The sequence below is a fragment of the Burkholderia sp. Leaf177 genome, from assembly GCF_001424345.1.
Taxonomy (GTDB): domain Bacteria; phylum Pseudomonadota; class Gammaproteobacteria; order Burkholderiales; family Burkholderiaceae; genus Caballeronia.
In genome coordinates this window covers 374,218-399,628 of sequence record NZ_LMPF01000024.1, presented here as the reverse complement: position 1 = coordinate 399,628, position 25,411 = coordinate 374,218, and the positions used below count along the sequence as shown (strand labels likewise).

Below are 25,411 nucleotides of genomic sequence, written 5' to 3'. Positions count from 1 at the left end.
GTCAAAGCAGCGGAGAGTTGAAATTTGTCGACGTTGAATAAGCCGCTCCAGGATCAGCCCACGAAAACTCCCGTACTCGAAGTCAGCGGTTTCTCGCTGAAATTCTCGCGCGCCGCGAATGTGCCGAACCTCGTTGAAGACGTGTCGTTCTCGGTGAACGCGGGCGAAACGCTGTGCATCGTGGGGGAATCGGGTTGCGGGAAAAGCGTGACGTCGCTGGCAATGATGGGTTTGCTGCCGAGTCCGCCGGCGAATATCGTCGCGGGAAAAGCGCTGTTCGACGGCCGCGATCTCTTCACGCTCAGCGAACGCGAACTCGCCGATATCCGCGGCAACCGCATGTCGATGATCTTCCAGGAGCCGATGACATCGCTGAATCCGGCGTTCACCATCGGGCATCAGATTGCGGAATGCGTGCAGCGGCATCGTGGTTTGAAGGGCGCGGCGGCAAGGAAGGAAGCGCTGGAAATGCTGCGCCTCGTGCGCATTCCCGCGCCGGAAAAACGCCTCGACGCCTATCCGCACGAACTCTCGGGCGGCATGCGCCAGCGCGTGATGATCGCGATGGCGCTCGCCAATCGCCCGCAATTGCTTATTGCCGATGAACCCACGACCGCGCTCGACGTCACCATCCAGGCGCAGGTTTTATTGCTCGTGCGAAACCTGCAGGCCGAAACCGGTACGGCCATGGTCCTGATCACGCACGATCTCGGCGTGGTCGCGGAAGTCGCGGATCACGTCGCCGTGATGTACGCGGGGCGGATCGTGGAATATGGCTCGGTGGATGAGATCTTCGATGACCCGCAGCATCCGTACACCATCGGTTTGATGGGCGCGATACCGTCGGTGGGAAAACGCGAAGGCGCGTTGGCGACGATTCGCGGCTCGGTGCCGTCGCCGGAACAAATGCCGAAGGGTTGCAGGTTCGCGCCGCGTTGTCCGTTCGTGGAACAGCGGTGTATCGACCAGGCGCCGCCCGACAAGATGATCGATGGTTCACATCGCGTTGCGTGCTGGGTCGCGCCGGTCGAAGCCGCTTTGACCGATAAGGCGGCCGCATGAATCCGCCGATCATCGAAGCGCAGGAACTCACCAAACACTTCGGCGGCACGCGCAGCATGTTCACGCGCGCGCCGACCGTCTATGCCGTGAACGGCGTGTCGTTCTCCGTGCAGCAAGGCGAAACGTTCGCCATTGTCGGAGAATCGGGCTGCGGAAAATCGACGCTCGGGCGCTTGTTGCTGCGTCTTATCGACAGCACCGAAGGCCGCGTGATGTATCAGGGCCGCGACATCACGCATCTCGGCACCGAACCCATGCGCCGCCTTCGCCGCGAGATGCAGATCATTTTCCAGGACCCGTTTGCATCGCTGAATCCGGGGATGACGGTGGGGCAGATCATCGGCGAGCCAATTGCGCTGCATGGACTCGCGAAAGGCGCGGCGTTACAGGAACGCGTCGCCGATCTGCTGCGCACGGTCGGCCTGCAACCGGGTTATGCCGAGCGATATCCGCACGAGTTTTCGGGCGGCCAGCGGCAGCGGATTGGCATCGCGCGTGCATTGGCGGGCGAGCCGAAGCTGATCGTGGGCGACGAGCCCGTGTCCGCGCTCGACGTTTCCGTTCAGGCGCAAGTGATCAACCTGCTTGAATCGCTGAAACAGAAACTCGGCCTTACGCTGATCATGATCGCGCACGATCTCGCCGTGATCCGCCACATGAGCGATCGCGTGGCGGTGATGTATCTCGGCGAAATCGTGGAGATGGCCGACGTCGACGATCTCTTCGATCAACCCTTGCATCCGTACACGCAAGCGCTGTTGCAGGCGATTCCGGCGAGCAGTCCGCGTCAGCGGCGCAGCAAGGCTTCGCTGACGGGCGATCTGCCGAGCCCGACATCGCCGCCTTCGGGATGCCGCTTTCATCCGCGATGCCCGCACGCAAAATCGCGTTGCGCCGATGAACAGCCGGTCAACGAAACCTTGCCGAACGGGCATCGCGTGGCGTGCCATTTCTGGCGCGAGATTCAGAACGCGGGCGGCGGCGCGCCGCTGGTTTCTATCGTGAGCCCGAAGCTGACCGAACGGCTCGCGGTGTACCGGCAACGTCAGGCGGTTGTCGACGGCGCGCTCAAAGAACATTCGAATACACGATAAAACGGGGAAATCCAGATGCGAAAAATTCTCTTGGCGGCAGTAGCGATCACGACAATCGCCGCCAGTACGAGCGCTGCGATGGCGCAAACAAATTCCACGATTCGGATTGGCTTGCAGGACGATATCGGCACGCTGGATCCGGCGCGCAGCAGTCAGGTCGTGGACCGGATCGTGTTCAGTTCGCTGTGCAATTCGCTGGTGGATATTGGCCCGGATCTGAAGATCGTGCCCATGCTTGCCACGTCGTGGAGCATGAGCGCCGATAACAAGACGCTCACGTTCAAGCTGCGTCAAGGCGTGAAATTTCACGACGACGAACCGTTCGATGCCGCCGCCGTCAAAGCCAATCTCGACCGTTCGCGCTCCATGCCGGCGAGCAATCGCAAGAGCGAACTGGCATCGATCGATCATGTGGATGTTGTCGATGCAAACACTGTCGCCATCGTCCTGAAAGCGCCGGATGCCGCGCTGCTCGCCACGCTCACCGATCGCGCCGGCATGATGCTCGCGCCGAAAACGCTCACCGACGACGCCGGCGTCTCCACGCATCCGGTCTGCTCGGGTCCGTACAAATTCGTGCAGCGCGTGCAGAACGATCGCGTCGTGCTCGAGAAATTTGCAGGCTATTGGGACGCGGGCAAATACCCGATCCAGAAGGTCATTTTCCAGCCGATTCCGGATAGCACCGTGCGTCTTGCGAACCTGCGTTCGGGTTCGCTCGACATGCTGGAACGTCTGGCGCCGTCCGACGTGGCATCGGTGAAAAGCGACAAGAATCTCGACTTCATTTCCATGAGCGGGTTGGGTTTCTACGACCTCACGTTCAATGTATCGAACGGCGCGCGCGCGCCGAAAGCGTTCAAGGACAAGCGCGTGCGCGAAGCGTTCGAACTGGCGATCGACCGCGATGCGATCAACCAGGTTATCGGCGGCGGCATTTTTGCGCCGATCAATCAGGCGATCCCGAAGAACAGTCCGTACTTCGATACCTCGTTGAAAACCACCAAACGCGATATCCCGAAAGCGAAGGCGTTGCTCAAGGCGGCGGGTTTCGAGAAGCTCGATGTTGAGCTGACGTTCGGCAACAACACGGTGTCGAACCAGATGGCGCAAATGCTGCAAGCCATGTTGTCCGAGGCCGGCATCAACCTGAAACTGCGTCCGACGGATTACGCCGCGGCGCTGAACGCGTCCACGAAAGGCGACTTCGAATTGCTGTATCTCGGCTGGTCGGGCCGTACGGACCCGGACGGCAATCTGCATCAGTTCGTGACGTGCAAGGGCAATCTGAATTACGGTCGTTATTGCAATGCCGATGTAGACAAGCTGCTCGACGATGCCCGCGTGAAGTCGACCGTTGCCGATCGCAAGACGGCCTACGATGCCGCGCAAAAGATCCTCGCCGACGAAGATCCGATCATCTATCTCTACGCGCAGCCGTGGCCGTACGCCATGTCAAAGAAAGTGCAGGGATTCACGCCTTATCCCGACGGCCTGATTCGCCTGCGCGGCGTGAGCATCAAGGGATAACGCTCATGTTGCGAATCATCGCCAACCGCGCGCTCGTCGCGATCCCGACACTGATTCTTGTCTCGATGATGATCTTCGGCCTGCAAAAAATGCTGCCCGGCGATCCGGTCCTGGCGATGGCCGGCGAAGATCAGAACCCGCAAGTCATTGCCACGTTGCGGCTGAAATATCACCTCGATGAACCCGTGCCCGTGCAATACGCGCTGTGGGTTCGCGACATTTTTCATGGTGACCTGGGCGCGTCGTTGCGCACGGATGTGCCGGTGACGAAGCTCATCGCGCAGAAGTTGCCTGTGACCCTGCAACTCGCCGTCATGGCGATGATCATTGCCGTGGGAATCGGCATTCCGCTCGGGGTTTTATCGGCGGCGAACAAAGGCAAAGCGCTCGACTACGGCGCGAATATTCTCGCGCTCACCGGCATGTCCATACCGAATTTCTGGCTCGGGATCATTTTGATCTTTGTGGTGTCCGTGAAATGGCAGTTGTTGCCATCGTCGGGATATGTGTCGCCGGCGGAGGATTTCTGGCTGAGCATCAAGACCATGCTGATGCCCGCGTTCGTGCTCGGCGCGGCGCTCGGCGCGCAATTGATGCGGCATACGCGTAGCGCAATGTTGAGCGTTTTGCGCAGCGATTACATCCGGACGGCGCGCGCGAAAGGCTTGCTAAAAGGCACGGTCGTCGTGAAGCACGGCTTTCGCAATGCGCTGATTCCGATTGTCACGGTGCTTGCCTTGCTGTTCGGCGAATTGCTCGCGGGCGCGGTTCTGACCGAACAAGTTTTCACTATTCCGGGCTTTGGCAAACTGGTTGTCGATGCGGTTTTCAATCGCGATTACGCCGTGGTTCAGGGCGTGGTGCTGGTCACGGCGGTTGGATTTATCGTGGTGAATCTGTTTGCGGATGTTCTGTACATTCTTCTCAACCCGCGCTTGAGGAGAAGCTGATGGCAACCATTGTTGAAACCGCGTTGCCGCGCAAACGCAACCGCGCGCTCGGCCGGTTCCTGCGCAATCGTGCGGCGGTGGCGGGTGCGGCGATCGTGCTGCTCGTGATTCTCGTCGCGGTGTTCGCGCCGTGGCTTTCGCCCTACGATCCCGTTCAGGCGAGTTTCATGACCGTGCGAAAAGCGCCGTCGGCGATCCACTGGTTCGGAACCGATGAACTCGGCCGCGACGTCCTCACGCGTCTGCTCTGGGGCGCGCGGGCTTCGTTGCTCGCAGGCGTTGTGTCGGTGGGAATTGCGGTTGTGATCGGCGTGCCGCTGGGATTGCTCGCGGGCTACTTCGGCCGTTTTGTCGATGGCGTCATCTCCCGTTTCACCGATGCCTTGCTCTCCATCCCGTTCCTGATCTTAGCCATTGCGCTCGCGGCGTTTCTCGGACCGAGCCTGACCAACGCGATGATCGCCATTGGCGTCTCGGCCATGCCGCGCTTCGTGCGCCTCACGCGCGGCCAGGCGATCAGCGTCAAGGCCGAGGATTATGTGGAAGGCGCGCGCGCGATCGGGCTCGGCCATTTCCGCATTATCGCGAGGTACATCCTGCCGAACGTGCTGCCGCCGATCATCGTTCAGGCGAGTCTGACGGTCGCCATGGCGATCATCGCGGAAGCCAGCTTGTCGTTCCTCGGGCTGGGGCAATTGCCGCCGGCGCCATCGTGGGGATCGATGCTGAACACCGCCAAGGACTTCGTGAGCCAGGCGCCGTGGATGTCCGTGTTTTTCCGGGCATCGCGATCTTCCTTGCGGTCCTCGGCTTCAATCTTCTCGGCGATGGATTGCGCGACGCGCTCGATCCGCGCGAGCTTTGAACAACGCCTTGCCGCATTAACTTCACTAATCAAAGAGACGAGTTTTCCATGACCCGCTTTAACTGGCAGAACCCTTATCCGACGCCGCGCTTGCCGGTGTTCGCGCGCAATATCGTTTCGACTTCGCATCCGCTTGCAGCGCAGGCCGGTTTGCGCATGTTGTGGAAAGGCGGCAATGCGGTCGATGCCGCCATCGCCGCCGCCGCCGCGATCACGCTGGTCGAACCGGTATCGTGCGGTCTTGGCGGCGACGCGTTCGCGCTCGTCTGGGACGGCAAGAAACTGCACGGGCTGAATGCGTCGGGCGTGTCGCCGGCCGCGTGGAACGTGGATTACTTCAAGAACAAATACGGCGAGCAGAACGGCATTGCCAACAACCCGAAGCGCGGCTGGGACGCGGCAACGGTTCCTGGCGTGATCGCGGGATGGGAAGCGCTGCACGCGAAATTCGGCACGCTGCCGTTCGCCGATCTGATGGAACCGGCTATCGAAATCGCCGAGCGCGGTCATGCGGTCGCGAGCATCGTTGCTTATAAATGGGCGGCCGCCGTTCCCGAATTGAAGGACTATCCCGGTTTCGCCGAGACCTTCATGCCGCGCGGCCGCGCGCCGGAAATCAGCGAACTGATGCGTTATCCGGGTCACGCAAAAACCCTGCGCACCATCGCTGAAAAAGGTCCACGCGCGTTCTACGAAGGCGAGATCGCCGAGAAGATCGCGGCGTTTTCGAAGCAGGGCGGCGGCGCGATGACAGCCGACGATCTGCGCAATTACAAGGCGGATTGGGTCGAGCCGATATCGAAGGATTATCGCGGATATACCGTGCACGAAATTCCGCCGAACGGGCAAGGCATCGCGGCGTTGATCGCGCTCGGCATTCTCGACAAGTTCGACGTGAAGGCGCTGACCGTCGATAAAATCGAGTCGCAGCATTTGCAGATCGAAGCCATGAAGCTCGCTTTCGCCGATGTCTACCAGTACGTCGGCGATCCGCGATCCATGGACGTCACGCCCGAGCAAATGCTCGACGACGCATATCTCAGCGAGCGCGCCAAGCTCATCGATCCGAACAAGGCGAAGCACTTCGACTTCGGCATGCCGCCGGCGGGCGGGACCATTTATATGTCTGTGGCGGACGAGCGCGGCATGATGGTGAGTTTCATCCAGTCGAACTACATGGGTTTTGGTTCGGGCGTAGTCGTGCCGGATACGGGCATCGCGATGCAGAACCGTGGCTTCGGTTTTTCGATGGACCCAAAATCCGCGAACGTGGTGGAAGGCGGCAAGCGCCCGTTCCACACCATCATTCCGGCGTTCCTCACGCAGAAGGTCGACGGCACGGAAGAAGCCGTGATGAGCTTCGGCGTGATGGGCGGCGACATGCAGCCGCAAGGGCATTTGCAATCGATCGTGCGCATGCTCGATTACGGCCAGCAACCGCAAGCCGCCTGCGATGCTCCGCGCTGGAAGGTCAATCGCGATTTCACGGTGGATGTTGAAGCAACGCTCGATATGGAAACGGTGAAGGCGCTACAGGGCTACGGCCACACGATCAAATCCGTCGATGATCCTTATATGGACTTCGGTTCGGGACAGTACATCTGGAAGCTGGATCGTAACGATCCTGAACGCGGTTATGTCGCGGCGAGCGATAGCCGGAGAGATGGTCTGGCGGCTGGGTTCTAAATTAAGGCGTTTAATTTCAAGATACGCCCGGTTACTTTTATCGCATTCCGGTAGCACCTGTATCTGAACGCCGCTCCTACACTTGGTTGCGTAAACAAGAGCACGACAAGTGCGCGGAGAGACTAGATGAACAAGAAGATACTGGGTGCGGTACTGGGGCTGGGCGTTTTGATGGCATCGGCGGCAGCTTCCGCGCATGTCAACGTGGATGTGGGGATCGGCGTGCCGGGCTACTACGCGCCGCAAGCGCCGGTGTATGTGGCGCCGCCTCCGCCAGTTGTGGTGGGGTATGGCGGTTACGGCGGTTACGGCGGTTATCGTGACGATGGCTGGCGTGAACGCGAATGGCGTCGCCGTGAATGGCGGCATCATGAATGGCGCGAGCATCACTGGCGCGAACGCCATGGTTATGGGTATTGATCTTGTTCTCGATGTATGAAAGGCCGCTCTTCGACGAGCGGCCTTTTTTTATCGTCGGCCTACAAAGCCGGCGTCAACGCATATCGCCGGCAATGTTCCAGATAACCCGCCTCGTGGCTGCTCACCAGCGCAACGATACTGTTCCAGAGCCACGAAGGCGCATCGAGCGACTTGCTGCGCGCCCGCCGCAGCTCCGTCAGCCACGCGCGCCGGCCCGCTTTGTCCATCTGCCGCGCATGCGCTTTGCCGACGACCATCGCGAGGAAACGCGCTGCCTTCATGGCTTCCTCCTGCGTCAGCTGCTCGACCGTCAGCTTCATGTCTTGCGGCAACAATTCGCGAATCACGACCGAACGATCAATCAAGCGCGCCGAGCGCATGCGTTCACCGAGCGCCGGCGTCAAATGCCGCGCGCCTTCCACGATGCGTTCGCCGTTGTCGCGCGGCATGTCCTGCCCACGATAACGCGGCGCAGCGGCTTTCAGACCTTCCTTGATATCGATAAGGCAAAGATCGTCGCCTTCCACCGCGCCGCCATCCACGTCCAGCAACACCGCATATCGCAAGCGCCCGAGCGAACTGCAGCCTTTGACCCAGTAAGCAGCGTCGATGACCGAAACCTTTTCCTCGTCGGCGTCCTTGCGCAGGGCCATCGCAATGTCCGCGATCTCGCGCCGCTCGAATAGCGCCTTGATCTCGAAGCGCTCTTGTTTATCGAGCGGCCAGAAACGCTTGCCCAGCGGAATGCACGGTTCTATATCGTCGATCCGTTCCACCGCCAGATGCTTCCACGTGCGCTGGACGGCTTCTTTCATCATCACGCGCACCGCTTCGGGTTTCGTGTTCTTGATCGGCCGATCCTTGGTGGTGGCATCGAAGGCGTGTTCGTAGCCTTCCGCAAGCGCTTCGATCATGCGCGCCGTGGTGACGCCGGGCAGGTCGGAACCGCGCGCAGCCGTCGCCAGCGATAACCCCAGCCGCACGATGTCGTGCGCCGGGTTGCCGATCACGGTTTGATCGAGATCGCGAATCTGGATCTCGACGTCGCCGTCCGTATTGGCGACGGGTCCGAGATTGCCGGTGTGGCAATCGCCGCAAATCCAGATGGCCGGGCCTTCGGGAAGCTTGTGACCGTCGAGGCCGTCGAGCCATTCATAGAATTTGCTCGTGTTGCCGCGCACGTAGGCGTGCGCGGATTCGGCCATCTTCATGTTGCGGCGTGCATTGAGCAGCGCCTGACGATCATCGGTGCCGGGAAGGGCAGGGGAGTTTTTCTTGGGCATGGGGATCGTCCTGTGAGTGCTCGCTTCAAGCAAGCCGCATGCCGTTGATTTGTAATGATTTTGTAGGGTCCGGATCAGCTCAGATCTTCGAGATCCGTGCCGGCTTCCCGCTCCTCGGGCGGCTTTTTGATCCATTGTCGATGCAGCGCCTTTTCCACTCTTCGCCCGATCACCAGCAAGGCGATCAACATCGCCGTTGCGATCACGGCGACGCTCCATACGCCCAAGCCGCAAATGATGCCCACGGCAGCCGTCACCCAGATCGATGCCGCCGTGGTCAACCCGCGAATCCGGTGTTGCCCCGGCGTCTGCACGATCACGCCCGCGCCCAGAAAGCCGATTCCCGTCACGATGCCCTGAATCGCCCGCGAGACATCGGTGCTCAGGGTCGCGCTGTGCGTGGCGAAGCCCATCGCGGCCATGGTCGTCAGGCACGCGCCGAGCGAGACCAGCCCGAGCGTCTTCATGCCCGTGGGTTTGCCGTGCAAATCGCGGTCCACGCCGATGATGCAGCCAATCGCGAGCGCCCAGAACATGCGGATCACGACATCGATTAAAACGGGAAGCGGGAGCATTGCGGACCTTCAAATAATTGAGTACGGCTGCATTGTGACGCGAGTTGCGAGCCATCGGATTTTTGATCCGTTACGGTAACGCACCGTGCTTTTCCAAGGAGACACAATGACGCTGCCTACTTTCACGATGGTCGATGCCGCGCCCACGCCGGTCGCGCCTTTTTCCCACGCGGCCGAAGCCGATGGCTGGGTATTCCTCACCGGACAGATGCCGACCGATCCCGCCGATGATTCAAAGCCGCTGCCCGAAGGCGTGGAAGCGCAGACGCGCCGGGTGATGGACAACCTGATCCTGGTGCTGGAGGGCGTGGGTTTATCGCTGGATAACGTGGTCAGCGTGCGGATTTTCCTGACCGAGTTCAAACGCGATTACCCCGCCATGAACGTCGTCTACAAAAGCTACTTCGAGCCGAAACCGTTGCCGGCGCGAACGTGTATTGGCGTGACCGGGTTGGCGCGCGATGCGCTTGTGGAGATTGATTTCGTGGCGAAGCGCTGAATCATCGACGCGGTTTCGCCGCCGCGTCCACGTAGCGAAAGGTGAGATTGATGCGTTCGCCGCGCGCCTCGGGTTCTTTCGGCACACGATGCGCCCAGTCCAGTTGCGTGCGCCCGCGCATGATCAGCAAGCTGCCGTGCTTGAGTTGCAGCGTATGGATCTGGCGGCTTTTCGTGTGGCGGAACTCGAAGGTTCGCGTGGTGCCGAGACTCACCGATGCGATCACCGGCGCAAGCCCGAGTTCGCGTTCTTTGTCGGCGTGCCAGCCCATGCTGTCCTGGCCCGTCCGATACCGGTTGATCAGCACGCTGTTGAACGTGGTTTTTGCGGCGCTTTCGGCTTTCGTTTTCAACGATAAAACCGCTGGCGTCCACGCCTTCGGCACGTTGCGAATGCCCGAGTAGACATAGACCGCGCCGGGATCGCCCTGCCACGCGGTCAGGCGCGGAAACGGCACTTTTCCGCCGGGCGTGTTCATGATGTCCTGCTGCCACGCAATTTCATCGATCAACGTGGCCATGGTGTCCGACGCCGTCGCCGCGTCCAGCCAGTCAGGCAGCCAGTCGATGTCCGGCTTGGGGATGTCGTCGAAAAGGTCGAACATGGAAGTGGTTTCGGCTTTGGAATACGGGTCTTTTCGATAACTTAGCAGATTACGCAATTGCGGTTTGAACCTGCTCTGCAACCTGTGGCAGCTGCTTTCTTAATCGCTCCGAAGACGCAACGCAACCGACTTCAATACCAGCGATCGGGAACGCGTTATTTCGTCGTTGAAAGGATGTAGCTACAAATCTTGACAATTGCTCTCTGGATAAATACGTTAGATATCCTTGATACTCGGTAAGAGTTTAGAAGAGTTATTAACTCGATCTGCACCCATGCTTTTTCATCCACACACAAGACGACGCAAATTCAGATGAAAACAAGAATTCTTGTTGCAGCATTCATGCTGCTCACCCCTATTCTCGCCAACGCTGCATGCGAGGAATTTTTGAATACCTGGACGCAGAAACTCCACCCCAATCGCGCATTAGCTAGCGAATACGCCACCTGCAAACTATGGCCGGCGAATCCTGCGCTAACACTTGCTGCATTGCCTTTGCCAGCCAAGGGTTCGGATCCCGACACAGGCACTTACGATCTCGAAGTCCTGGTCGCAGACAGCGATTCCGGTTCGATCATTGCGCATTCCTATCAACCGTCCGCGATTACCTATGATGCGATGCGCTTGTCCGGAATCTCGCTGGACACTGCGCGCTATCAGTTGATGCCCGAGAACCGGGCCTTTGGTGTCCGTATCAGCCATTCCGGATCGTCGCGTGTCAACCCATACAACACAACATCGCTGAGCTTATACGTTATTGACGGGCAGAGGCTCAGGCCTGTGCTTGACCGCCTGACAGTCGAAAGAAGCGGGGGAGAATGGGACGGCCGGTGCTCGGGCGAATTCAACAGCACGAGCCGCGCGATTGACGTCGGCCCTGCAGGCGCGGACGGCTACGCGGCACTCAAAATTCTTGAAAAGTCGAAGGAAAGCACAAATGTTTTGAAGAACGGAAACTGCTCAAGTAAAGACTCACCCGGTCGCCGAACGAGCGTCGTGCTTCAGCACCGTGACGGACGGTACGTCGTCCCAAAAAGTATGCAGTCCGATTAAATAAGATAGCCGTGTTTCGGCCTTGGCCTTAAACGAAGAATTAATTAACTTAAAACGGTTAGCATTTTGCTCCGCAGAATTTCCGCTTTGCTAGGACGTGTGGGGCAAGACCTGTCTGAATACAATCTGAAATAAAGCCAAGCGAGATTTATATATCGAGAGATGCGAAAGCTCTTTGGCACATCGTTCATTTGCTTAACGCGTGTGGCACCGCTGATTCCGACTTGCGGTATCAGGACGTGGCCAGTTTCTTCCTTGACGACCCGTCATCATCGGTCCGCCCAAGGAAGTCGGCGACAGGTTGCTGCCGCGTTTTCAGAATGCTGAAGCTTTGCGGTCCGTACAAGACCGTCACTACAGTCTGGTTGGCTGTCCATACTCCACCCGTTATCAAAATTCGAATGATTGGATTATGGAAACGGTTGCGGCGGTGGAAGCGAAGAATGCTCGGATCGATACGCGAGAACGGGCGCAGGCGTAGTTAAAGCTCGCTGGATACAAGCCATGGGAAATAAAAATTCGCGCGTTAAAATGGCTTGTTGGACGCATGTTCGAGGCGAACGTTGCCTTCGACGATCACCCCTACGAATTGCGTTGTTCCGACCGGATTCAGACGGGAACGGTCGAGTCGATTATTCGATTCCTGTCCCGGCGTGACGAGGGTTGGAAGCTTTTCCAAACACCCTCGCCAGATCGGTAACCTCAGTGATTGCGGAGCGTTAGAACTGGCTCGGCGATCACTGACGGGGTAACAGCAAATCGGTCGAAAAACTTGTGCAGCTAGCTGCGAAGGATGTGGAAACATCCCTGCAACCACCGCCGTCATCTCAATGCGCAAGCTTCGTCACCGTCACGCGTTTCTTCAGCACCCTTGCCTGCAGCACGATCACGAGCAGCAGGAACACGCCGCGAATCACCGACTGCCAGTACGCCGACAAGCTGATAAAACCCAATCCGTTCTCGAAGTTCAGCAAGTTGAACACGAGCCCGAGCAAGGCCACGCCGGCGATGGTCATCGCAATCGATCCCTGTCCGCCGGTCAGCAAGGTTCCGCCCAGCACCACCGCGGATATCGCGAACAATTCCCAGCCGATGCCTTCGTTCGGCTGTCCCGCACCGAATTGCGCGGCCAGGATTGCGCCGGCCAATCCCGCGAGCAATCCACTCAGCGCATAGACCGCAACCAGCGTCCGGTCGACGTTCAAACCCATCAGACGTGACGCTTCCTCGCTGCCGCCAATCGCCAATGCGTGGCGTCCGAAGCGCGTGCTTCGCAGCGCGAGCCAACCTAAAACCGCGGCCACGGCGGCCACAATCCCCGGAATCGGCAAGCCGAACAAATCGCCCTGGCCGAAGTTGGCGAAACTGGAATCGGCGGCCGCAGCAATCGATACCGCGTCGTTATGCCCGAGCAACAGCGCCATGCCGTGCGCGCCGAGGCTCGTCGCGAGCGTCACGATGAACGGCAAGATCCGCATATGCGTGATCACGAGGCCATTCAACACGCCGACCGCGAGCCCAGCGCCCGCGCCGGCCAGCACGGCAGCCACGCCGCCATGCGAACTCGCCAGCGCCGCAACCACGCTCGCCAGCGCAGCCACCGCGCCCACCGACAAGTCGATACCGCCCGTGATGATCACAAAAGCCATGCCCACGGATATCAGCGCGAACATGGAGTTGTATCGCCAGAAGGAGGTGATGTTGTAGGCGGATGCGAAGTGGTCGTATCGCGTCACGCCGAAGACCAGAAGCGCCGCGAGTGCCAGCAGAATGGGAAGGTTCTTTTTCATATCGATCGATGCCTCTTAGCGCTGGCGCCGCTGCACATAAACCGCCGCGATGATGATGCCCGCCTTCACGACCAGCGCGGCCGCGTCGGGGATGCCGTGGGCGAGCAGCGTGTATCGGAGCAACTGGATGATCAGCGCGCCAATCAGCGTTCCGACTATGTACGCCTTGCCGCCCGTCAGCGCCGTGCCGCCGACGGCGACCGCGGCGATGGCATCGAGTTCGGAACCGAGGCCGATCACGTTGGCATCGGACGATGAATTCACCGAGATCGAGATCAGTCCGGCAAGTCCGGCCAGCGCCGCGCACAACGTGTACGCGATCATCTTCACGCGCGTGGTGGGAATGCCGCTCAGATACGCAGCCTGTTCGTTGCCGCCGGTCACGAGCAAGTATTGACCGAACAAGGTCTTGCGCACGATCCACGCGAAGATCGCGACGAGCAAAAGCATCAGGAATACTTGCGCGGGCACGCCTGCCACGCGTCCCAAGGCGATCCACTGGAACGCGGGATTATTGAAGGCTTGCAGGCTGCCATCGGTGAAAACCTGCGCAATGCCGCGCCCCGCGATAAACAGCACCAACGTTGCGACAATCGGCTGCACGGAGAGCCTCGTCACGAGGAAACCGTTGAAGACGCCGCACAGCGCGGCGGCGAGAACGGGCAGCACGAACGCCAACGCAATGCCGAATGGCCCGGCGATATTCATGAAGATCATCGGCGCGAGCGATCCGGCGATTGCCATTGAAGCACCCACCGATAAATCGATCCCGCCCGTTGCCACGACCAGCGTCATGCCAATGCCGACAATCACGATCGTCACGACTTGCGTCAGGTTGACGTTGAAGGTTTGCAGCGACCAGAAATGCTGCGTGAAAAGCAGGTTGAACACGATCATGGCGAGCAGGACGGCAATCTCGCGCTGGATCGTGATGCGATATTTCTTCTTCGCCGCGCCCGGCACGTTTTGTCCCACGGGCGCCGCCGCTGCCGGTTGAGTTTTCTGGTTCATGGCTGACCTTCTTTGGCATCGACGGCTTCCGCCAGCGCCGATTCTTCACCTGATCCGTACGCGATCGCGTCCATGATCGACGCCTCGCTCATGCGCGCGCCGTCGAGTTCGGCGACGGTCTTGCCATCGCGGATCACGACCGCGCGATCGGCCACCGCTGTCAGTTCTTCCAGTTCCGACGCCGACAGCAACACCGCCAGCCCCGAGTCGCGCAACTCGCGGATGATCTTGGCGACATCGGCTTTCGCGCCAACGTCGATACCGCGCGTGGGTTCATCGAGCAGCAACAGGGATGGATTCGTCGCCAGCCATCGTGCGAGCAAAACCTTCTGCTGGTTGCCGCCCGATAACTCGCGAATCGGCTGGTCCGGCGAACGCAATTTGATCCCCAACGATTCAATGAACCTGTCCACGATCGCGCGTTGCTTCGCGACATCGACCACGCCATGTTTCGTCAGCGTGCGCAGGCAAACGAGCGTGAGGTTGTCGCGCACGGACAGCTCCGGCACGATGCCATCGCCTTTGCGATCCTCCGTCAAATACGCGATACCACGCGCGATCGCATCTTGCGGCGACTTGAAGTTCACCGCTTTTCCATCGATGGAAAGCGAGCCGCGCTCAGCCGAATCCGCGCCGAACATCAAGCGCATGGTTTCCGTGCGGCCCGAGCCGAGCAAACCGGCGAGGCCCACGGCTTCGCCCGCGTGGACGTCGAGCGACACGTCCGTCACCTTCGCGCCCGCGCCGATGTTCTTCGCGCTGATGGCGGTCGTGCCGCGTTTCGCGAGATTCGCCTCCTTCACGGCGCTGTCCTCCTGCACCACGGCGGCGAGCGTGCGGCCGAGCATCGTGGTGACGAGTTGCAGTTTGTCGAGCGCGGCCATGGGACTTTCGGCGACGGTTTGTCCATCGCGCATGACGGTCACGCGGTCGCACAATGCATACAACTCGTCCAGCCGGTGCGACACGAAAATCACCGCGCGGCCGTCGTCGCGCAAACGCCGCACCACGCTGAATAAAAGCTCGACTTCGCGTTCATCGAGGGAAGACGTGGATTCGTCCATGATGACCATTTTCGCTTCCGACGATACCGCCCGCGCCAACGCCACCATTTGCTGAATCGCCGTGGAAAATTCGCGCACGGGTTTGCTGACATCGATTTGCAAGCCAAACGAATCGAGCAATTCCTGCGCGCGCCGGTGAATCGTCTTCCAGTCGATCAAACCAAGACGTCGCGGCTCACGGCCGAGAAAGATGTTCTCGGCAATCGAGCGGAATGGAACGAGGTTGATCTCCTGATAAATCGTGCTGATACCGGCTTCGCGTGCCTCTTTCGGCGTGCGGAAATCGGCTTCGCGGCCATCGAAACGAATCGTGCCGCCCGTGCGCCGGTAAGCGCCCGTCAGGATCTTGATGAGCGTCGATTTCCCCGCGCCGTTCTGCCCGATCAGCGCATGCACTTCTCCCGCGCGCACCGAAAGCCGCGCGTGCCGCAGCGCGGCCACGCCGCCGAAGCTGATATCGATGTCCTGCATCTCCAGCAGCGGCGCTTGAGTTGGCGTGTTCATGGAATGCGTCTCCTCGGGCGAACTGAATGGGTTCGCCGGATACAAAAGAAGCGACGGCCGGCGAAAGACCGGGCGCGCCGCTTCGAACACCTTCGTTGCTCTTTACAGCGGGCTTTTCAGCCGATCAGCCGATCAGCCGATCAGCCGCTCACTAGCCGCTTAGTAGCCGTACTGCATGCTCTGCGCGACGTTGCTCTTGTCGTAGAAGCGGTCGGAGACTTTCACCCACGGCGGGATGGTTTCGCCCTTCGCGAATTTCTGCGCAACGTCACACGCGAGCGGGCCGAAGAACGGGCTCGACTGCACGCTCGCGCCGAGTTCGCCGGCCGCGATGGCGTCCATGCCGCCCTTCGTTCCGTCGATGGTCACAAGTGTGATGTCCTTGCCCGGCTGCTTGCCAGCCGCCTTGATCGCCGCGATCGCGCCGAGCGCCATTTCGTCGTTGTGCGCGTAGACGGCGGTCACATCGGGATGCGCCTGAAGCAGCGTTTCCATGACTTGCCGGCCCTTGTCGCGCGCGAAATCGCCGCTTTGCGACGCAATGATCTGCAGGCCCGGATTCTTCGCGATCACGTCATCAAAACCTTTCTTGCGATCGTTCGCGGCGGACGCGCCCGTCGATCCTTCCAGTTCGATGATCTTGCCCTTGCCGCCCGTCGCCTTCACGAGCCAGTCGGCGGCGCGTTGACCTTGATTGATGAAGTCCGAACCAATGAACGTGATGTAGTCGCGGCCCGCCTTCGCCACGGACTGATCCACGTCGCGGTCGACCAGGATCACGGGAATGCCCGCTTTCTTCGCTTGCAAGACGATAGGCGCCAGCGGTTTTTCTTCACGCGGCGGGAACACGATCAGATCGACGTGCTGCGCGATCATGCTTTGGATATCGGCGACTTGTTTCGATGCCGAGCTGTTGGCGTCGGTCATGACCATCTGCCAGCCGCACTTCGCGGCGACGTCCTTGAAGCTCTTGGTTTCGGCAAGACGCCACGGGTTGTTACTTTCGGTCTGCGCAAAACCGACGCGCAGCGGTTTTTTGGTCGCCAGCTTGGGTAGGGGAGAGTCGTCGGCGTGAGCGACGCCGAATGCTGCCGCCATCGACAGTGCGAGCACGGACGTGGCGAGCACGCGGAACGGGGTCTTGCATGTTTTCAAGTTTTCAAGCGACAGCATGTCTTCCTCCGGTATGGATGGTCTTGCTTTTTTAAGTGCTTCGGTCCTGCTGTGTCGTGTTCTTTTTTGCGTCTTGCTCGCTCCGTCTCAAAAAGTCGAAGTGCGACGATTATTCCACCGCGTTTTATTATTGGTCAATCGCTAATATTATTAATTGCGGGCTGTTTTGCTTCGGTGAATACCCTTACTGACGCGCGTTCCACCAACGGTCCATCGAGCTTCACAACACGTCTTCGAACCGGTGCGCCCGCGGCGCGGTTGTGCTCTTCCTGCAATAACGTTTCGACCGCCCATCGGCCGAGTTCGTAGTTGGGCAAGACGACCGTGGAAAGCGGCGGATGCGTGTGGCGTGCGATTTCCTGGTCGTCGTAGCCGAGTATGGAAACGTCTTCCGGAACGCGTAAGCCGAGTTGCTTGAGCGCCTCGATTGCACCGAGCGCCATCAGGTCGTTCGCGCAGAAAATGGCCGTGGGCGGGTTCGGTTCGCGCATCAGCGAGAGCGTCTGTTCGAAGCCCGAGCCGGAACTCCAGTCGCCTTCGCGCACCAGTTCCGGCGCGAACGGCAAGTCCGCCGTGGAGAGCGCCATCCGATACCCTTTCAGCCGGTCGCGCGCCGCGTCCTGCCACGGTTCGCCGTTCACATAGCCGATCCTTCTGTGCCCCGCGTTGAGCAAATAATCGGTTGCCACATGGCCGCCCGCCACCTCGGCCGGAACCACCGATGAAAGCTCGGTATCGCTTGTGTAGCAGTTCAGCAGCACGGTCGGCACCTTCGATAACGCCGCCGGCAAGCTTACTTTTCGCGTGTACACCGTCGCGTAGATCACGCCGAGCACGTTCGGGTTTGTCAGCGTCGCGTCGAGGACCTGCTGCTCGATTTCGGCATTGCCGTGCGTTGAATAAACCGCGAGCATCCGGCCGTTTGCGAACGCCGTATCGCGCGCGCCGTCGATGTTGACTACAGGGTGCGGACTCGTCGAGATTTCATCGGCGAGATAAACAATCAGGTTCTTTTCTTCCGCCGTGACCGTGGCGTCGAGCGGCTCGCGCGTTGTCATGCGGTAGCCGAGATCTTGCGCCGCCTTCAGCACCTTGTTGCGCGTGGCGTCGGAAAACTTCGCGCTGGTCGCGTTGTTCAGCACGAGCGAAACGGTCGATTGCGAGACGCCTGTCAGCTTCGCGATGTCCGTCATCGTCGGGCGGCGTTGCGTGGATTTTTTCATGTTGAAGCGGTCCCTGGATGCCGCAAAAGGTAGCATTAATATTTCCCGCGAGCAACGCTCCGAAACCATTGGTAGGCATGGTTTTAGGCGAAATAAAGGGCGTCTAAGTGTTATTACTAATAATATTGACTCGAATGCGTCGATCGTGCGATTCTCGGGGCGTGCGTACAGTAGCCGAAAGGTCAGCCATGCGCGCCGACCGCGCCCCTATGACGCGGCGAAACTCAAGGAGACGACGATGGCCCGCTACGACGAGCGCGCGCGTAACGCGCTTGCGGAAGATTTCGAGCGCGACGGTTTTGTGCTGTTACCCGATCACTTTCCGCGCGCAACGCTCGAAGCGTGGCGCGCGGCATTCGAGCCGCTTTTCACGCCGCACGTGGACGAAGCGCGCGAAAAAGGCGGCAGCGGCAATCGTGGGCCGGGGCGGTATTACGTCACGCTGCCGTTCGAAGGCGAGTTCGCCGATCCCGCCATTTTTTGCGATGACGACGTGCTTGGCATCGTTGAACGGATTGCCGGGCCGGATCCTGTCATGTGCCAACTCGCCACCGATACCCCCGTGCGCGGTTCCGATTTCCAGGACTGGCATCGCGATACACCGCCGTTGTTCGATGACTTCCCAGAAACGCCGTCGTTTCAGCTCGCGGTGAATTTCCCGCTTGTCGATGTCGACGATCAGAACGGGTCGCTGGAAACCACGCGCGGGACGCATCGGATATCGCGGGAAGATGCGCTCGCCGGTCTGGCCGATGGCAAATTTCCATCCGAGCGCGTGCCCATGAAACTCGGCGACGTGATGATCCGCGACGTCCGTGGTTTGCATCGCGGAACGCCGAATTTCGTCGATACCCCACGCCCCATGGTCGTTATCGGCTATAGCCGTTCGTGGTATTTCCGGCCGGAAGTTCAGGTTCAGGTGCCGCGCTCCACGTTCGACGCGCTGCCGCCGCGCGCAAAACGATTGCTCCGATACAACCCGCAAGTCGACCGGACGCCGCGCAGCTTCGATGAAAGCTATCAGCGGTTCGCATATTGAGCGCCGGTCATAGCGTGGACGATCCAGCGCTGATCGAGCTTCGCGCGGGAAACCGGCGCGCGTCGATTGCGCCGCATATCGGCGGGGCGATTACGGCGTTTTTCGATCTTGCCGGCGACGGCGAGCGGCTGCACTGGCTGAGGCCTGCGTCGCCCGAAGCGCTCGCCGCGCGCAATCCGCTTGGGATGGCGAGCTTTCCGCTGCTTCCGTACTGCAATCGTCTGCGCGACGCGCGTTTTGTCTTCAATGGCGAAGCGGTGGATTTATCGCAGGATGGCAACGCGTTCGATCACGCGCTGCACGGTCACGCATGGCGTCGGCCGTGGGACGTGCTTGCGGTTTCGGCTAACGCGTGCGAGCTGAGCCTGACGCACGAGCCGAGCGGTGAAGCGGCGCATCACTGGCCGTATCGGTATAAAGCGACGCAGCGCATCGAACTCACCGATGTCGGCAATTTGCAGGTTACGCTCGCAATCCACAATCTCTCCGATAAACCCATGCCCTTCGGCATGGGCCATCACCCGTACTATCCGCGCACGCCATCCACGCGAATCCACACCCGCGTCCGCGCCATGTGGCACGCAACGCCTGACCTTCTTCCTACGATGCTGGGCGCGCATGAAAGCGTGGAAATGCTGGCATCGAAAGACGGAATGCCCGCCGATGCGTTCGATCTCGACAACAATTTCGCCGGCTGGTCGAGATCGGCAACCATCGAATGGCCCGATGAAAACCGCAGCGTGACGCTCACCGCCGAGCCGCCTTTCAATCACATGGTCCTGTACGCGCCCGCCGCGCATCCGGATTTGCTGTGCGTGGAGCCGGTATCGAATACGGTGGATTTCTTGAATCTGGACGTGCCGCAGGAAGACAAGGGCGGTGGCGTTCTGCAACCTGGGGAAGGCGTTCAGGCACGCTTTGGATGGCGACCGCACTCCGGCACATAAAGGCGTCGAGCCACTTTCCCGGTATCATCTTGAAATTATCCGCACGCTCGGTTCGTTCGGCGTGCTGGAACATTCGAGAATCTCAAAATGAGGGGAAAGGCATCATGAACACCACCGTCGGGGCACTGGGCGACTCTGGACTTCCCCGCCGGGTGTTGCTTGTCGACGATAGCGTCGATGCAGCCGAAGCCATGTCCATGTTGCTCGAAACGCTGGGTCATAACGTCCGCGTGACGCACGACGGCCCGAGCGCGCTCGCAATGGTTGATGACTTCGCCCCCGAAGTCGTGATTCTGGACATTGGATTGCCGGGCATGAACGGATTCGAGGTGGCGCGCGATCTGCGCACGCGCGATGTTACAAAGTCAGCGTTGCTGATCGCCCTGACGGGTTACGGCGCCGATAGCGACCGTCAAAAGGCGCATGACGCCGGCTTCGACCATCACCTGGTCAAACCCGTGTCGTTCACGGCAATAGAAACCGTGATCATCGATAAATTTTCGCAGGCTTGATAAGCCTCACTCCAAGCCTTATTCCACCCGCAGCTTCGCCATATACGGCAGATGGTCGGAAAGCCACGCGGTATCTTGCGTCGGCGTGATCCATTCGACCGGTTTCATGCCGCGCACGAACATCTTGTCGAGCGCGAGCGCCGGTGAAAACGCGGGGTAAGTGCGCCCCGATTCCCCGAGCATGGTCGCGACTTCGTTCATGCCGAGTTCGGCGAACAGAGGCACGGAATCGTTGCGCCAATCGTTGAAATCGCCAGCCAGAACCAGCGGACCTTCAGGCGCTTCCTTCTGTATCCATAACGCGATCCAGTTCATTTGCCGCAACCGCGCCGCCCGCGTCAGCGCGAGATGCGCGCACAACAAGGTGACTGATCGTCCGGCAAAGGTGGCGCGCGCCACCAGCAAACCGCGCCGCTCGAACCGATGCGCCGAGATATCCCATCGGCCGCCGAGATCCAGCGGATGTGGCGAAAGTATCGCGTTGCCGTGCCGCCACGATGGCTTGAACACGTTCTGCCCGAGCGCGATCTGCAAGTCGAGCGAGGTCGCGATTTCGGTTGCCTGGCAATGCCAGATATCGTCGGTCGGGGCATCGAGCGGATTGCCGAAACTCGCTGCCAGCACGGGTTGCGGCATCCGCCGCGCCATGGCTTCCTGCAGGAAATAAGCGTCGGCTTTCGTGGATTGCACCCAGCGCTGCATCGCGCTCCATGCCTGAAGCCCGAGCGGCGAGCGGCCTTTGTGCAAGTTCCAGCTCACGGCCACGAAGTCGGGGACTTCGCGAGCGGAGGGAATGCCGGAGTTGAGATGTTCTGGATTTCGCATGCGATCAGTGTGTTGCCCTTACTGCGCAGCCGTTGCGAGCGTTGCGCGGACTTTGTAGGTGAGCGTCGGGTTTTTATCGACGATTTGCCACGTCGACCATTCACCCGGTTTCAGCACCAGCCCGGGATGCGCGGCGTTGATCTGGCGCGGCTGCGGCGGTAGTTTGCAACCGGCCGCGGTGACTGGCGCCGAGCTTTCCTGCAAGGTTTCCTGGGCATCGATCTGAAGCGTGATGTCGTCGGCGTTGGCGTGGACGGGCGAGAGCGTCAAGGTGCGTTGCAGGTCGATATCGCCAGCGGGTTTGTCCGCGCAACCTACGTTGTTCTTGACGACATGATGATGGGTGTCGGTGCGGGCCTGCCCGACGGCGGTCGTGCCCGTGAAGCTGTCGATCTGCTGACCGTCCTGCAAGACCTGCAATTCCCATTTCACCGATTGCGGTGGCGCGTTTTGCGCAAAAGCGCTGAGTGGCGATGCGACTGCGGCGACTGCGGCGACTGCGGCGCAAAAAAACAACGCGGCCGTTTGGTGTTTCAACATTGAGCTTTTCTCCTGATCCCTTTCTGTGTCCGGGCGTCTCGCCCGTTCGTTCGATCCGGGTAGCTGTTTTCTGACATGCATGCTGCTCGAGCGTTCAGCCGGCAAAAGTACGTGCGGGCAATGGCGCGAATTACAAACTGAAACGCGGCGGCCGTTCTGCGTACACGCCGAACGCTGCGATGGCCTTCCTGGTCGCACGTTTCGCACCCGGTTTCGCACCCGGTTTCGCACCCGCTCAGCCCAACGATCATACAAGCGGATCGGCTCGTCTGCTTGGACGCTATCGCATTATTCCCCAATATTCCCGATTGGCAGCAAACCCCCGCGAGTGCTCGCTTGCGTGCATCTTTATGGCCGATAAACTGGATTTGCCGATCATCAAAACGGGGAAAAGCAATGAGCACCGCCGTAGTCAGACAAGAACTCGCCGTGGCGTCGTTCAGCAAGGTCTACGACCTGGACGATGTCGAAACCGCATTGAACGATTTGAGCGAAGGCGGCAGCGAAGCCCTGCGCTCGACCTACGAAAAGATGCTCAAAGCCGGCAACCTGCGCTTTTGCGTAAAGCCGAACAGGATGCCGTCCATCGATGATCTGGTGGCGGATTTGCCGAATTTTGCCGAACCGCTGAACGACATCCGCAAGCAGATTGCGCTATGCCTCGAAACCGAGGACCGGCTTGAGTTGATGCCCATGTTGCTGCTGGGCGATCCGGGCATTGGCAAGACGCATTTTGCAAAGCAGCTTGCGCGTTTGCTCGGCACGTCGTGCCATTACCTCGCGATGAGTTCACTTACCGCCGGCTGGATTTTATCGGGCGCGTCGTCGCAATGGCGCAACGCCAAGCCGGGCAAGGTATTCGACGCCCTTGTGAACGGCAGTTATGCGAATCCGGTCATGACCGTCGACGAGATCGACAAAGCCACCGGCGACGCCCAATACGATCCGCTCGGCGCGCTGTACGCGCTGCTGGAACACGATACGGCGAAGAGTTTTATTGATGAATTCGCCGAGATTCCGATCAACGCCGGCAACGTGGTGTGGATCGCGACGGCGAATCAGGCGAATACGATTCCCGAGCCGCTGCTCAACCGCATGAACGTGTACGAGATCGCGCCGCCGGACCGCGACGGCGCACGCCGGATCGCACAGGCGATTTATCATGAGATTCGCAGCGCGCACGCGTGGGGCGCGCGTTTTCCGGAAACGCTCGGCGACGCGCCGCTCGATGCGCTGACGAAAGCATCGCCACGGGAAATGCGTCGCGCCATGTTGAACGCTTTTGGCAATGCCCGGATCGATAACCGGCACGAAGTTGAGGCGAAAGATATCGAACTGACTAACGGCAGCCGCAAGAAGGCGATCGGATTTTGATTGTTGAAATTATCGAAATCTGCGAAAAGTGGGCAAAAAATGGCCTCAAACTGACTTTTTCCTGGCAAAACGGCCATTTTTCTCATTTCGACCCCGATTATTTCGGAAAGTAGTACGAGTTTCGCGATGGTTGTATCGGTAATTGTGTTTCCCGCAACAAACGCATCGTTGCCGGGCTCGCCTAGAATAAAGAGATGGACAGGATCGAATGTGTGGTGATTGGCGCGGGCGTGGTCGGTCTTGCTATTGCAAGGGCGATGGCCGCGCGCGGACGCGAAGTGATCGTGCTCGAAGCGGGCGAAGCGGTCGGGATTGGCACGAGTTCGCGCAATAGCGAGGTGATCCACGCGGGGCTGTATTACCCGCGCGGTTCGCTGAAAGCCGAGTTGTGCGTGCGCGGCCGCGCGATGCTCTACGAATATTGCGATGCGCACGGCGTGCCGTACAACCGCTGCGGCAAGTTGCTCGTCGCGACCGCGCGCAACCAGCTGCCGCAACTCGCCGCGATCCAGCAAAAAGCGCTGGAAAACGGTGTTACGGATCTGGTGCGCATCAGTGGCGCCGAGGCGACCGCGCTCGAACCGCAGCTTCAATGCGTGGAGGCGATGCTTTCGCCGCAAACGGGGATTATCGATAGCCATCAGTTCATGCTCGCTCTTCAAGGCGATGCCGAACGCGATGGCGCGAACATCGCGTTTCACACGCCGGTGACGCAAGTCGATGCGCGCGACCAGTGTTTTATCGTGGAGACGGGCGGTGAAGCGCCTTTGCGTTTTCAGGCCGATTGTGTGATCAACAGCGCCGGGCTGTTTGCAAATGACATCGCGCGGCGGATTCGCGGGCTCGATGCGCGTCATGTGCCGCCGCTTTACTTTGCAAAGGGGAATTACTTCAGCGTGAGCGGTCGCACGCCGTTTGATCGCCTGATTTATCCGATGCCCAATGAAGCCGGCCTGGGCGTTCATCTCACCATCGATATGGGCGAGCAGGCCAAGTTCGGGCCGGACGTCGAGTGGATCCAGAAGATCGATTATTCCGTCGATCCTCATCGCGCAAGCGGTTTTTACGCGGCGATTCGCGCTTATTGGCCCGGTCTGCCCGATGACGCCCTGCAACCCGCGTATGCCGGGATTCGGCCGAAGCTCTCCGGGCCGGGTCAGCCCGCCGCCGATTTCGTGATCCAGGGACGCGCGGCGCATGGCGTGGCGGGACTGGTGAATTTGTTCGGTATCGAATCGCCGGGGCTGACGGCATCGCTGGCAATCGCGGAGAAAGTCGCGAAGATGTTGAGCGTTTAATAACGCCTTTGGCGCTGCCTTTGACGATTTCTTATCTCCGTCATTTGAGTCATTCCGTACCGCCGTGCATTGATATGCTCTTGGACATCGTCGTCGACAAGAACGGCGTCCCCCAATACAACAGAGCAACGGAGCACATCAATGCAATCCTCCCGGCGTACTTTTTTGATATCTACCATTGGCGTGGCATCGGCGCTGGCTGTATCGCGCACGGCTTTCGCCGATCCGGTGAAGCTTCCCGAAACGGATCCCATGGCAAAAAGCCTGGGCTACAAGGAAGACGCCGCCACCGTCGATAAAGCCAAATTCCCGCGTTACGCCGCCGGTCAGGACTGCGGCAACTGTACGTTCTACCAAGCCAAGGCGACCGAGCCGTACGCGGCATGCCCAATGTTCGCCGGCAAGCAAGTAGCATCGAAGGGATGGTGCAACGCTTATAACAAGCGAGCCTGATCCGGCCGAGCCTAGTCCGGCCGAGCCTGGTCCGGCC

24 protein-coding genes and 2 pseudogenes are annotated in these 25,411 nt (G+C 59.9%); 16 read left to right on the top strand and 10 right to left on the bottom strand.

Features of this window, described 5'->3' with window-relative positions:
* Positions 1-24 precede the first annotated feature (24 nt).
* The 7 genes and pseudogenes from ASG35_RS26215 (at position 25) to ASG35_RS26185 (ending at position 7,607) form a co-directional block, all read left to right on the top strand.
* Entirely contained in the window at positions 25-1,062 is a 1,038-nt protein-coding gene (locus tag ASG35_RS26215; RefSeq protein ID WP_327019666.1) for an ABC transporter ATP-binding protein, read from the top strand.
* The gene (locus tag ASG35_RS26210; protein ID WP_056364471.1) at positions 1,059-2,156 is read left to right on the top strand and encodes an ABC transporter ATP-binding protein; all 1,098 of its coding nucleotides are present in this window, start codon (positions 1,059-1,061) and stop codon (positions 2,154-2,156) included. Before ASG35_RS26215 ends, ASG35_RS26210 begins: the two co-directional genes overlap by 4 nt.
* 15 nt (positions 2,157-2,171) lie before the next feature.
* Positions 2,172-3,686, top strand: a complete 1,515-nt coding sequence (locus ASG35_RS26205; protein WP_056364469.1) for an ABC transporter substrate-binding protein — start codon at positions 2,172-2,174, stop codon at positions 3,684-3,686.
* A 5-nt stretch (positions 3,687-3,691) separates the two neighbouring features.
* A complete protein-coding gene (locus ASG35_RS26200) occupies positions 3,692-4,636 on the top strand; it encodes an ABC transporter permease (protein WP_056364466.1) in 945 nt (314 codons plus the stop codon).
* Positions 4,636-5,501 (top strand): annotated as a pseudogene (locus tag ASG35_RS26195) (ABC transporter permease). The gene ASG35_RS26200 and the pseudogene ASG35_RS26195 overlap by 1 nt, the downstream one beginning before the upstream one ends.
* A gap of 48 nt (positions 5,502-5,549) precedes the next feature.
* Complete coding sequence (gene ggt, locus ASG35_RS26190; protein WP_056364464.1) at positions 5,550-7,187, top strand: gamma-glutamyltransferase; 1,638 nt, start codon at positions 5,550-5,552, stop codon at positions 7,185-7,187.
* A gap of 126 nt (positions 7,188-7,313) precedes the next feature.
* Positions 7,314-7,607, top strand: coding sequence for a hypothetical protein (locus tag ASG35_RS26185; RefSeq protein ID WP_056364461.1), 294 nt, complete (start codon positions 7,314-7,316; stop codon positions 7,605-7,607).
* Positions 7,608-7,666: 59 nt separating this feature from the next.
* Here the strand turns inward: ASG35_RS26185 and ASG35_RS26180 are convergent, their stop codons facing one another.
* Both ASG35_RS26180 and ASG35_RS26175 read right to left on the bottom strand, forming a co-directional pair.
* A complete protein-coding gene (locus tag ASG35_RS26180) occupies positions 7,667-8,890 on the bottom strand; it encodes a DUF2252 domain-containing protein (RefSeq protein WP_056364458.1) in 1,224 nt (407 codons plus the stop codon).
* Positions 8,891-8,964: 74 nt separating this feature from the next.
* Positions 8,965-9,465: an MgtC/SapB family protein gene (locus tag ASG35_RS26175; RefSeq protein ID WP_056364456.1), complete on the bottom strand. Its 501-nt coding sequence runs from the start codon at positions 9,463-9,465 to the stop codon at positions 8,965-8,967.
* Between the two features lie 106 nt (positions 9,466-9,571).
* On the opposite strand from ASG35_RS26175, the gene ASG35_RS26170 reads away from it, so the two are divergent.
* Positions 9,572-9,964, top strand: coding sequence for a RidA family protein (locus ASG35_RS26170; RefSeq protein ID WP_056364454.1), 393 nt, complete (start codon positions 9,572-9,574; stop codon positions 9,962-9,964).
* A 1-nt stretch (position 9,965) separates the two neighbouring features.
* Here the strand turns inward: ASG35_RS26170 and ASG35_RS26165 are convergent, their stop codons facing one another.
* Positions 9,966-10,568 (bottom strand): alpha-ketoglutarate-dependent dioxygenase AlkB family protein, encoded by a 603-nt coding sequence (locus ASG35_RS26165; protein ID WP_056364450.1) that lies wholly within the window; start codon positions 10,566-10,568, stop codon positions 9,966-9,968.
* A 312-nt stretch (positions 10,569-10,880) separates the two neighbouring features.
* Here ASG35_RS26165 and ASG35_RS26160 point away from each other — a divergent pair, with 312 nt between their 5' ends.
* The gene (locus ASG35_RS26160) at positions 10,881-11,621 is read left to right on the top strand and encodes a hypothetical protein (protein WP_056364447.1); all 741 of its coding nucleotides are present in this window, start codon (positions 10,881-10,883) and stop codon (positions 11,619-11,621) included.
* Between the two features lie 268 nt (positions 11,622-11,889).
* Positions 11,890-12,321: pseudogene (locus tag ASG35_RS32865) on the top strand (DUF2145 domain-containing protein).
* Between the two features lie 127 nt (positions 12,322-12,448).
* Here ASG35_RS32865 and ASG35_RS26155 read toward each other — a convergent pair.
* The 5 genes from ASG35_RS26155 to ASG35_RS26135 all read right to left on the bottom strand — a co-directional run bounded on the left by ASG35_RS26155 (position 12,449) and on the right by ASG35_RS26135 (position 18,356).
* Positions 12,449-13,411 (bottom strand): ABC transporter permease, encoded by a 963-nt coding sequence (locus ASG35_RS26155; RefSeq protein ID WP_056364445.1) that lies wholly within the window; start codon positions 13,409-13,411, stop codon positions 12,449-12,451.
* Between the two features lie 15 nt (positions 13,412-13,426).
* Complete coding sequence (locus ASG35_RS26150) at positions 13,427-14,422, bottom strand: ABC transporter permease (RefSeq protein WP_056364443.1); 996 nt, start codon at positions 14,420-14,422, stop codon at positions 13,427-13,429.
* On the bottom strand, positions 14,419-15,990 hold the full coding sequence (locus tag ASG35_RS26145) for a sugar ABC transporter ATP-binding protein (RefSeq protein ID WP_056364700.1): 1,572 nt from the start codon (positions 15,988-15,990) through the stop codon (positions 14,419-14,421). Before ASG35_RS26145 ends, ASG35_RS26150 begins: the two co-directional genes overlap by 4 nt.
* A gap of 159 nt (positions 15,991-16,149) precedes the next feature.
* Positions 16,150-17,163, bottom strand: coding sequence for an ABC transporter substrate-binding protein (locus tag ASG35_RS26140; RefSeq protein ID WP_056364440.1), 1,014 nt, complete (start codon positions 17,161-17,163; stop codon positions 16,150-16,152).
* A 134-nt stretch (positions 17,164-17,297) separates the two neighbouring features.
* Positions 17,298-18,356, bottom strand: a complete 1,059-nt coding sequence (locus ASG35_RS26135; RefSeq protein WP_056364697.1) for a LacI family DNA-binding transcriptional regulator — start codon at positions 18,354-18,356, stop codon at positions 17,298-17,300.
* Positions 18,357-18,624: 268 nt separating this feature from the next.
* On the opposite strand from ASG35_RS26135, the gene ASG35_RS26130 reads away from it, so the two are divergent.
* The 3 genes from ASG35_RS26130 to ASG35_RS26120 all read left to right on the top strand — a co-directional run bounded on the left by ASG35_RS26130 (position 18,625) and on the right by ASG35_RS26120 (position 20,884).
* Positions 18,625-19,425, top strand: a complete 801-nt coding sequence (locus ASG35_RS26130; protein WP_056364438.1) for a phytanoyl-CoA dioxygenase family protein — start codon at positions 18,625-18,627, stop codon at positions 19,423-19,425.
* On the top strand, positions 19,422-20,372 hold the full coding sequence (locus ASG35_RS26125; protein WP_056364435.1) for an aldose 1-epimerase: 951 nt from the start codon (positions 19,422-19,424) through the stop codon (positions 20,370-20,372). The genes ASG35_RS26130 and ASG35_RS26125 overlap by 4 nt, the downstream gene beginning before the upstream one ends.
* 104 nt (positions 20,373-20,476) lie before the next feature.
* A complete protein-coding gene (locus ASG35_RS26120; protein WP_056364433.1) occupies positions 20,477-20,884 on the top strand; it encodes a response regulator in 408 nt (135 codons plus the stop codon).
* Between the two features lie 18 nt (positions 20,885-20,902).
* Here the strand turns inward: ASG35_RS26120 and ASG35_RS26115 are convergent, their stop codons facing one another.
* Together ASG35_RS26115 and ASG35_RS26110 are read right to left on the bottom strand one after the other, a co-directional pair.
* Positions 20,903-21,709 (bottom strand): endonuclease/exonuclease/phosphatase family protein, encoded by an 807-nt coding sequence (locus ASG35_RS26115; protein WP_056364431.1) that lies wholly within the window; start codon positions 21,707-21,709, stop codon positions 20,903-20,905.
* An 18-nt stretch (positions 21,710-21,727) separates the two neighbouring features.
* Entirely contained in the window at positions 21,728-22,249 is a 522-nt protein-coding gene (locus tag ASG35_RS26110; protein WP_056364428.1) for a hypothetical protein, read from the bottom strand.
* Between the two features lie 396 nt (positions 22,250-22,645).
* Here ASG35_RS26110 and ASG35_RS26105 point away from each other — a divergent pair, with 396 nt between their 5' ends.
* The 3 genes from ASG35_RS26105 to ASG35_RS26095 all read left to right on the top strand — a co-directional run bounded on the left by ASG35_RS26105 (position 22,646) and on the right by ASG35_RS26095 (position 25,374).
* A complete protein-coding gene (locus ASG35_RS26105; protein WP_056364426.1) occupies positions 22,646-23,623 on the top strand; it encodes an AAA family ATPase in 978 nt (325 codons plus the stop codon).
* 194 nt (positions 23,624-23,817) lie between these two features.
* On the top strand, positions 23,818-24,921 hold the full coding sequence (locus ASG35_RS26100; RefSeq protein ID WP_056364424.1) for an NAD(P)/FAD-dependent oxidoreductase: 1,104 nt from the start codon (positions 23,818-23,820) through the stop codon (positions 24,919-24,921).
* A gap of 141 nt (positions 24,922-25,062) precedes the next feature.
* Complete coding sequence (locus ASG35_RS26095; RefSeq protein ID WP_056364422.1) at positions 25,063-25,374, top strand: high-potential iron-sulfur protein; 312 nt, start codon at positions 25,063-25,065, stop codon at positions 25,372-25,374.
* The last annotated feature ends 37 nt before the right edge of the window (positions 25,375-25,411 follow it).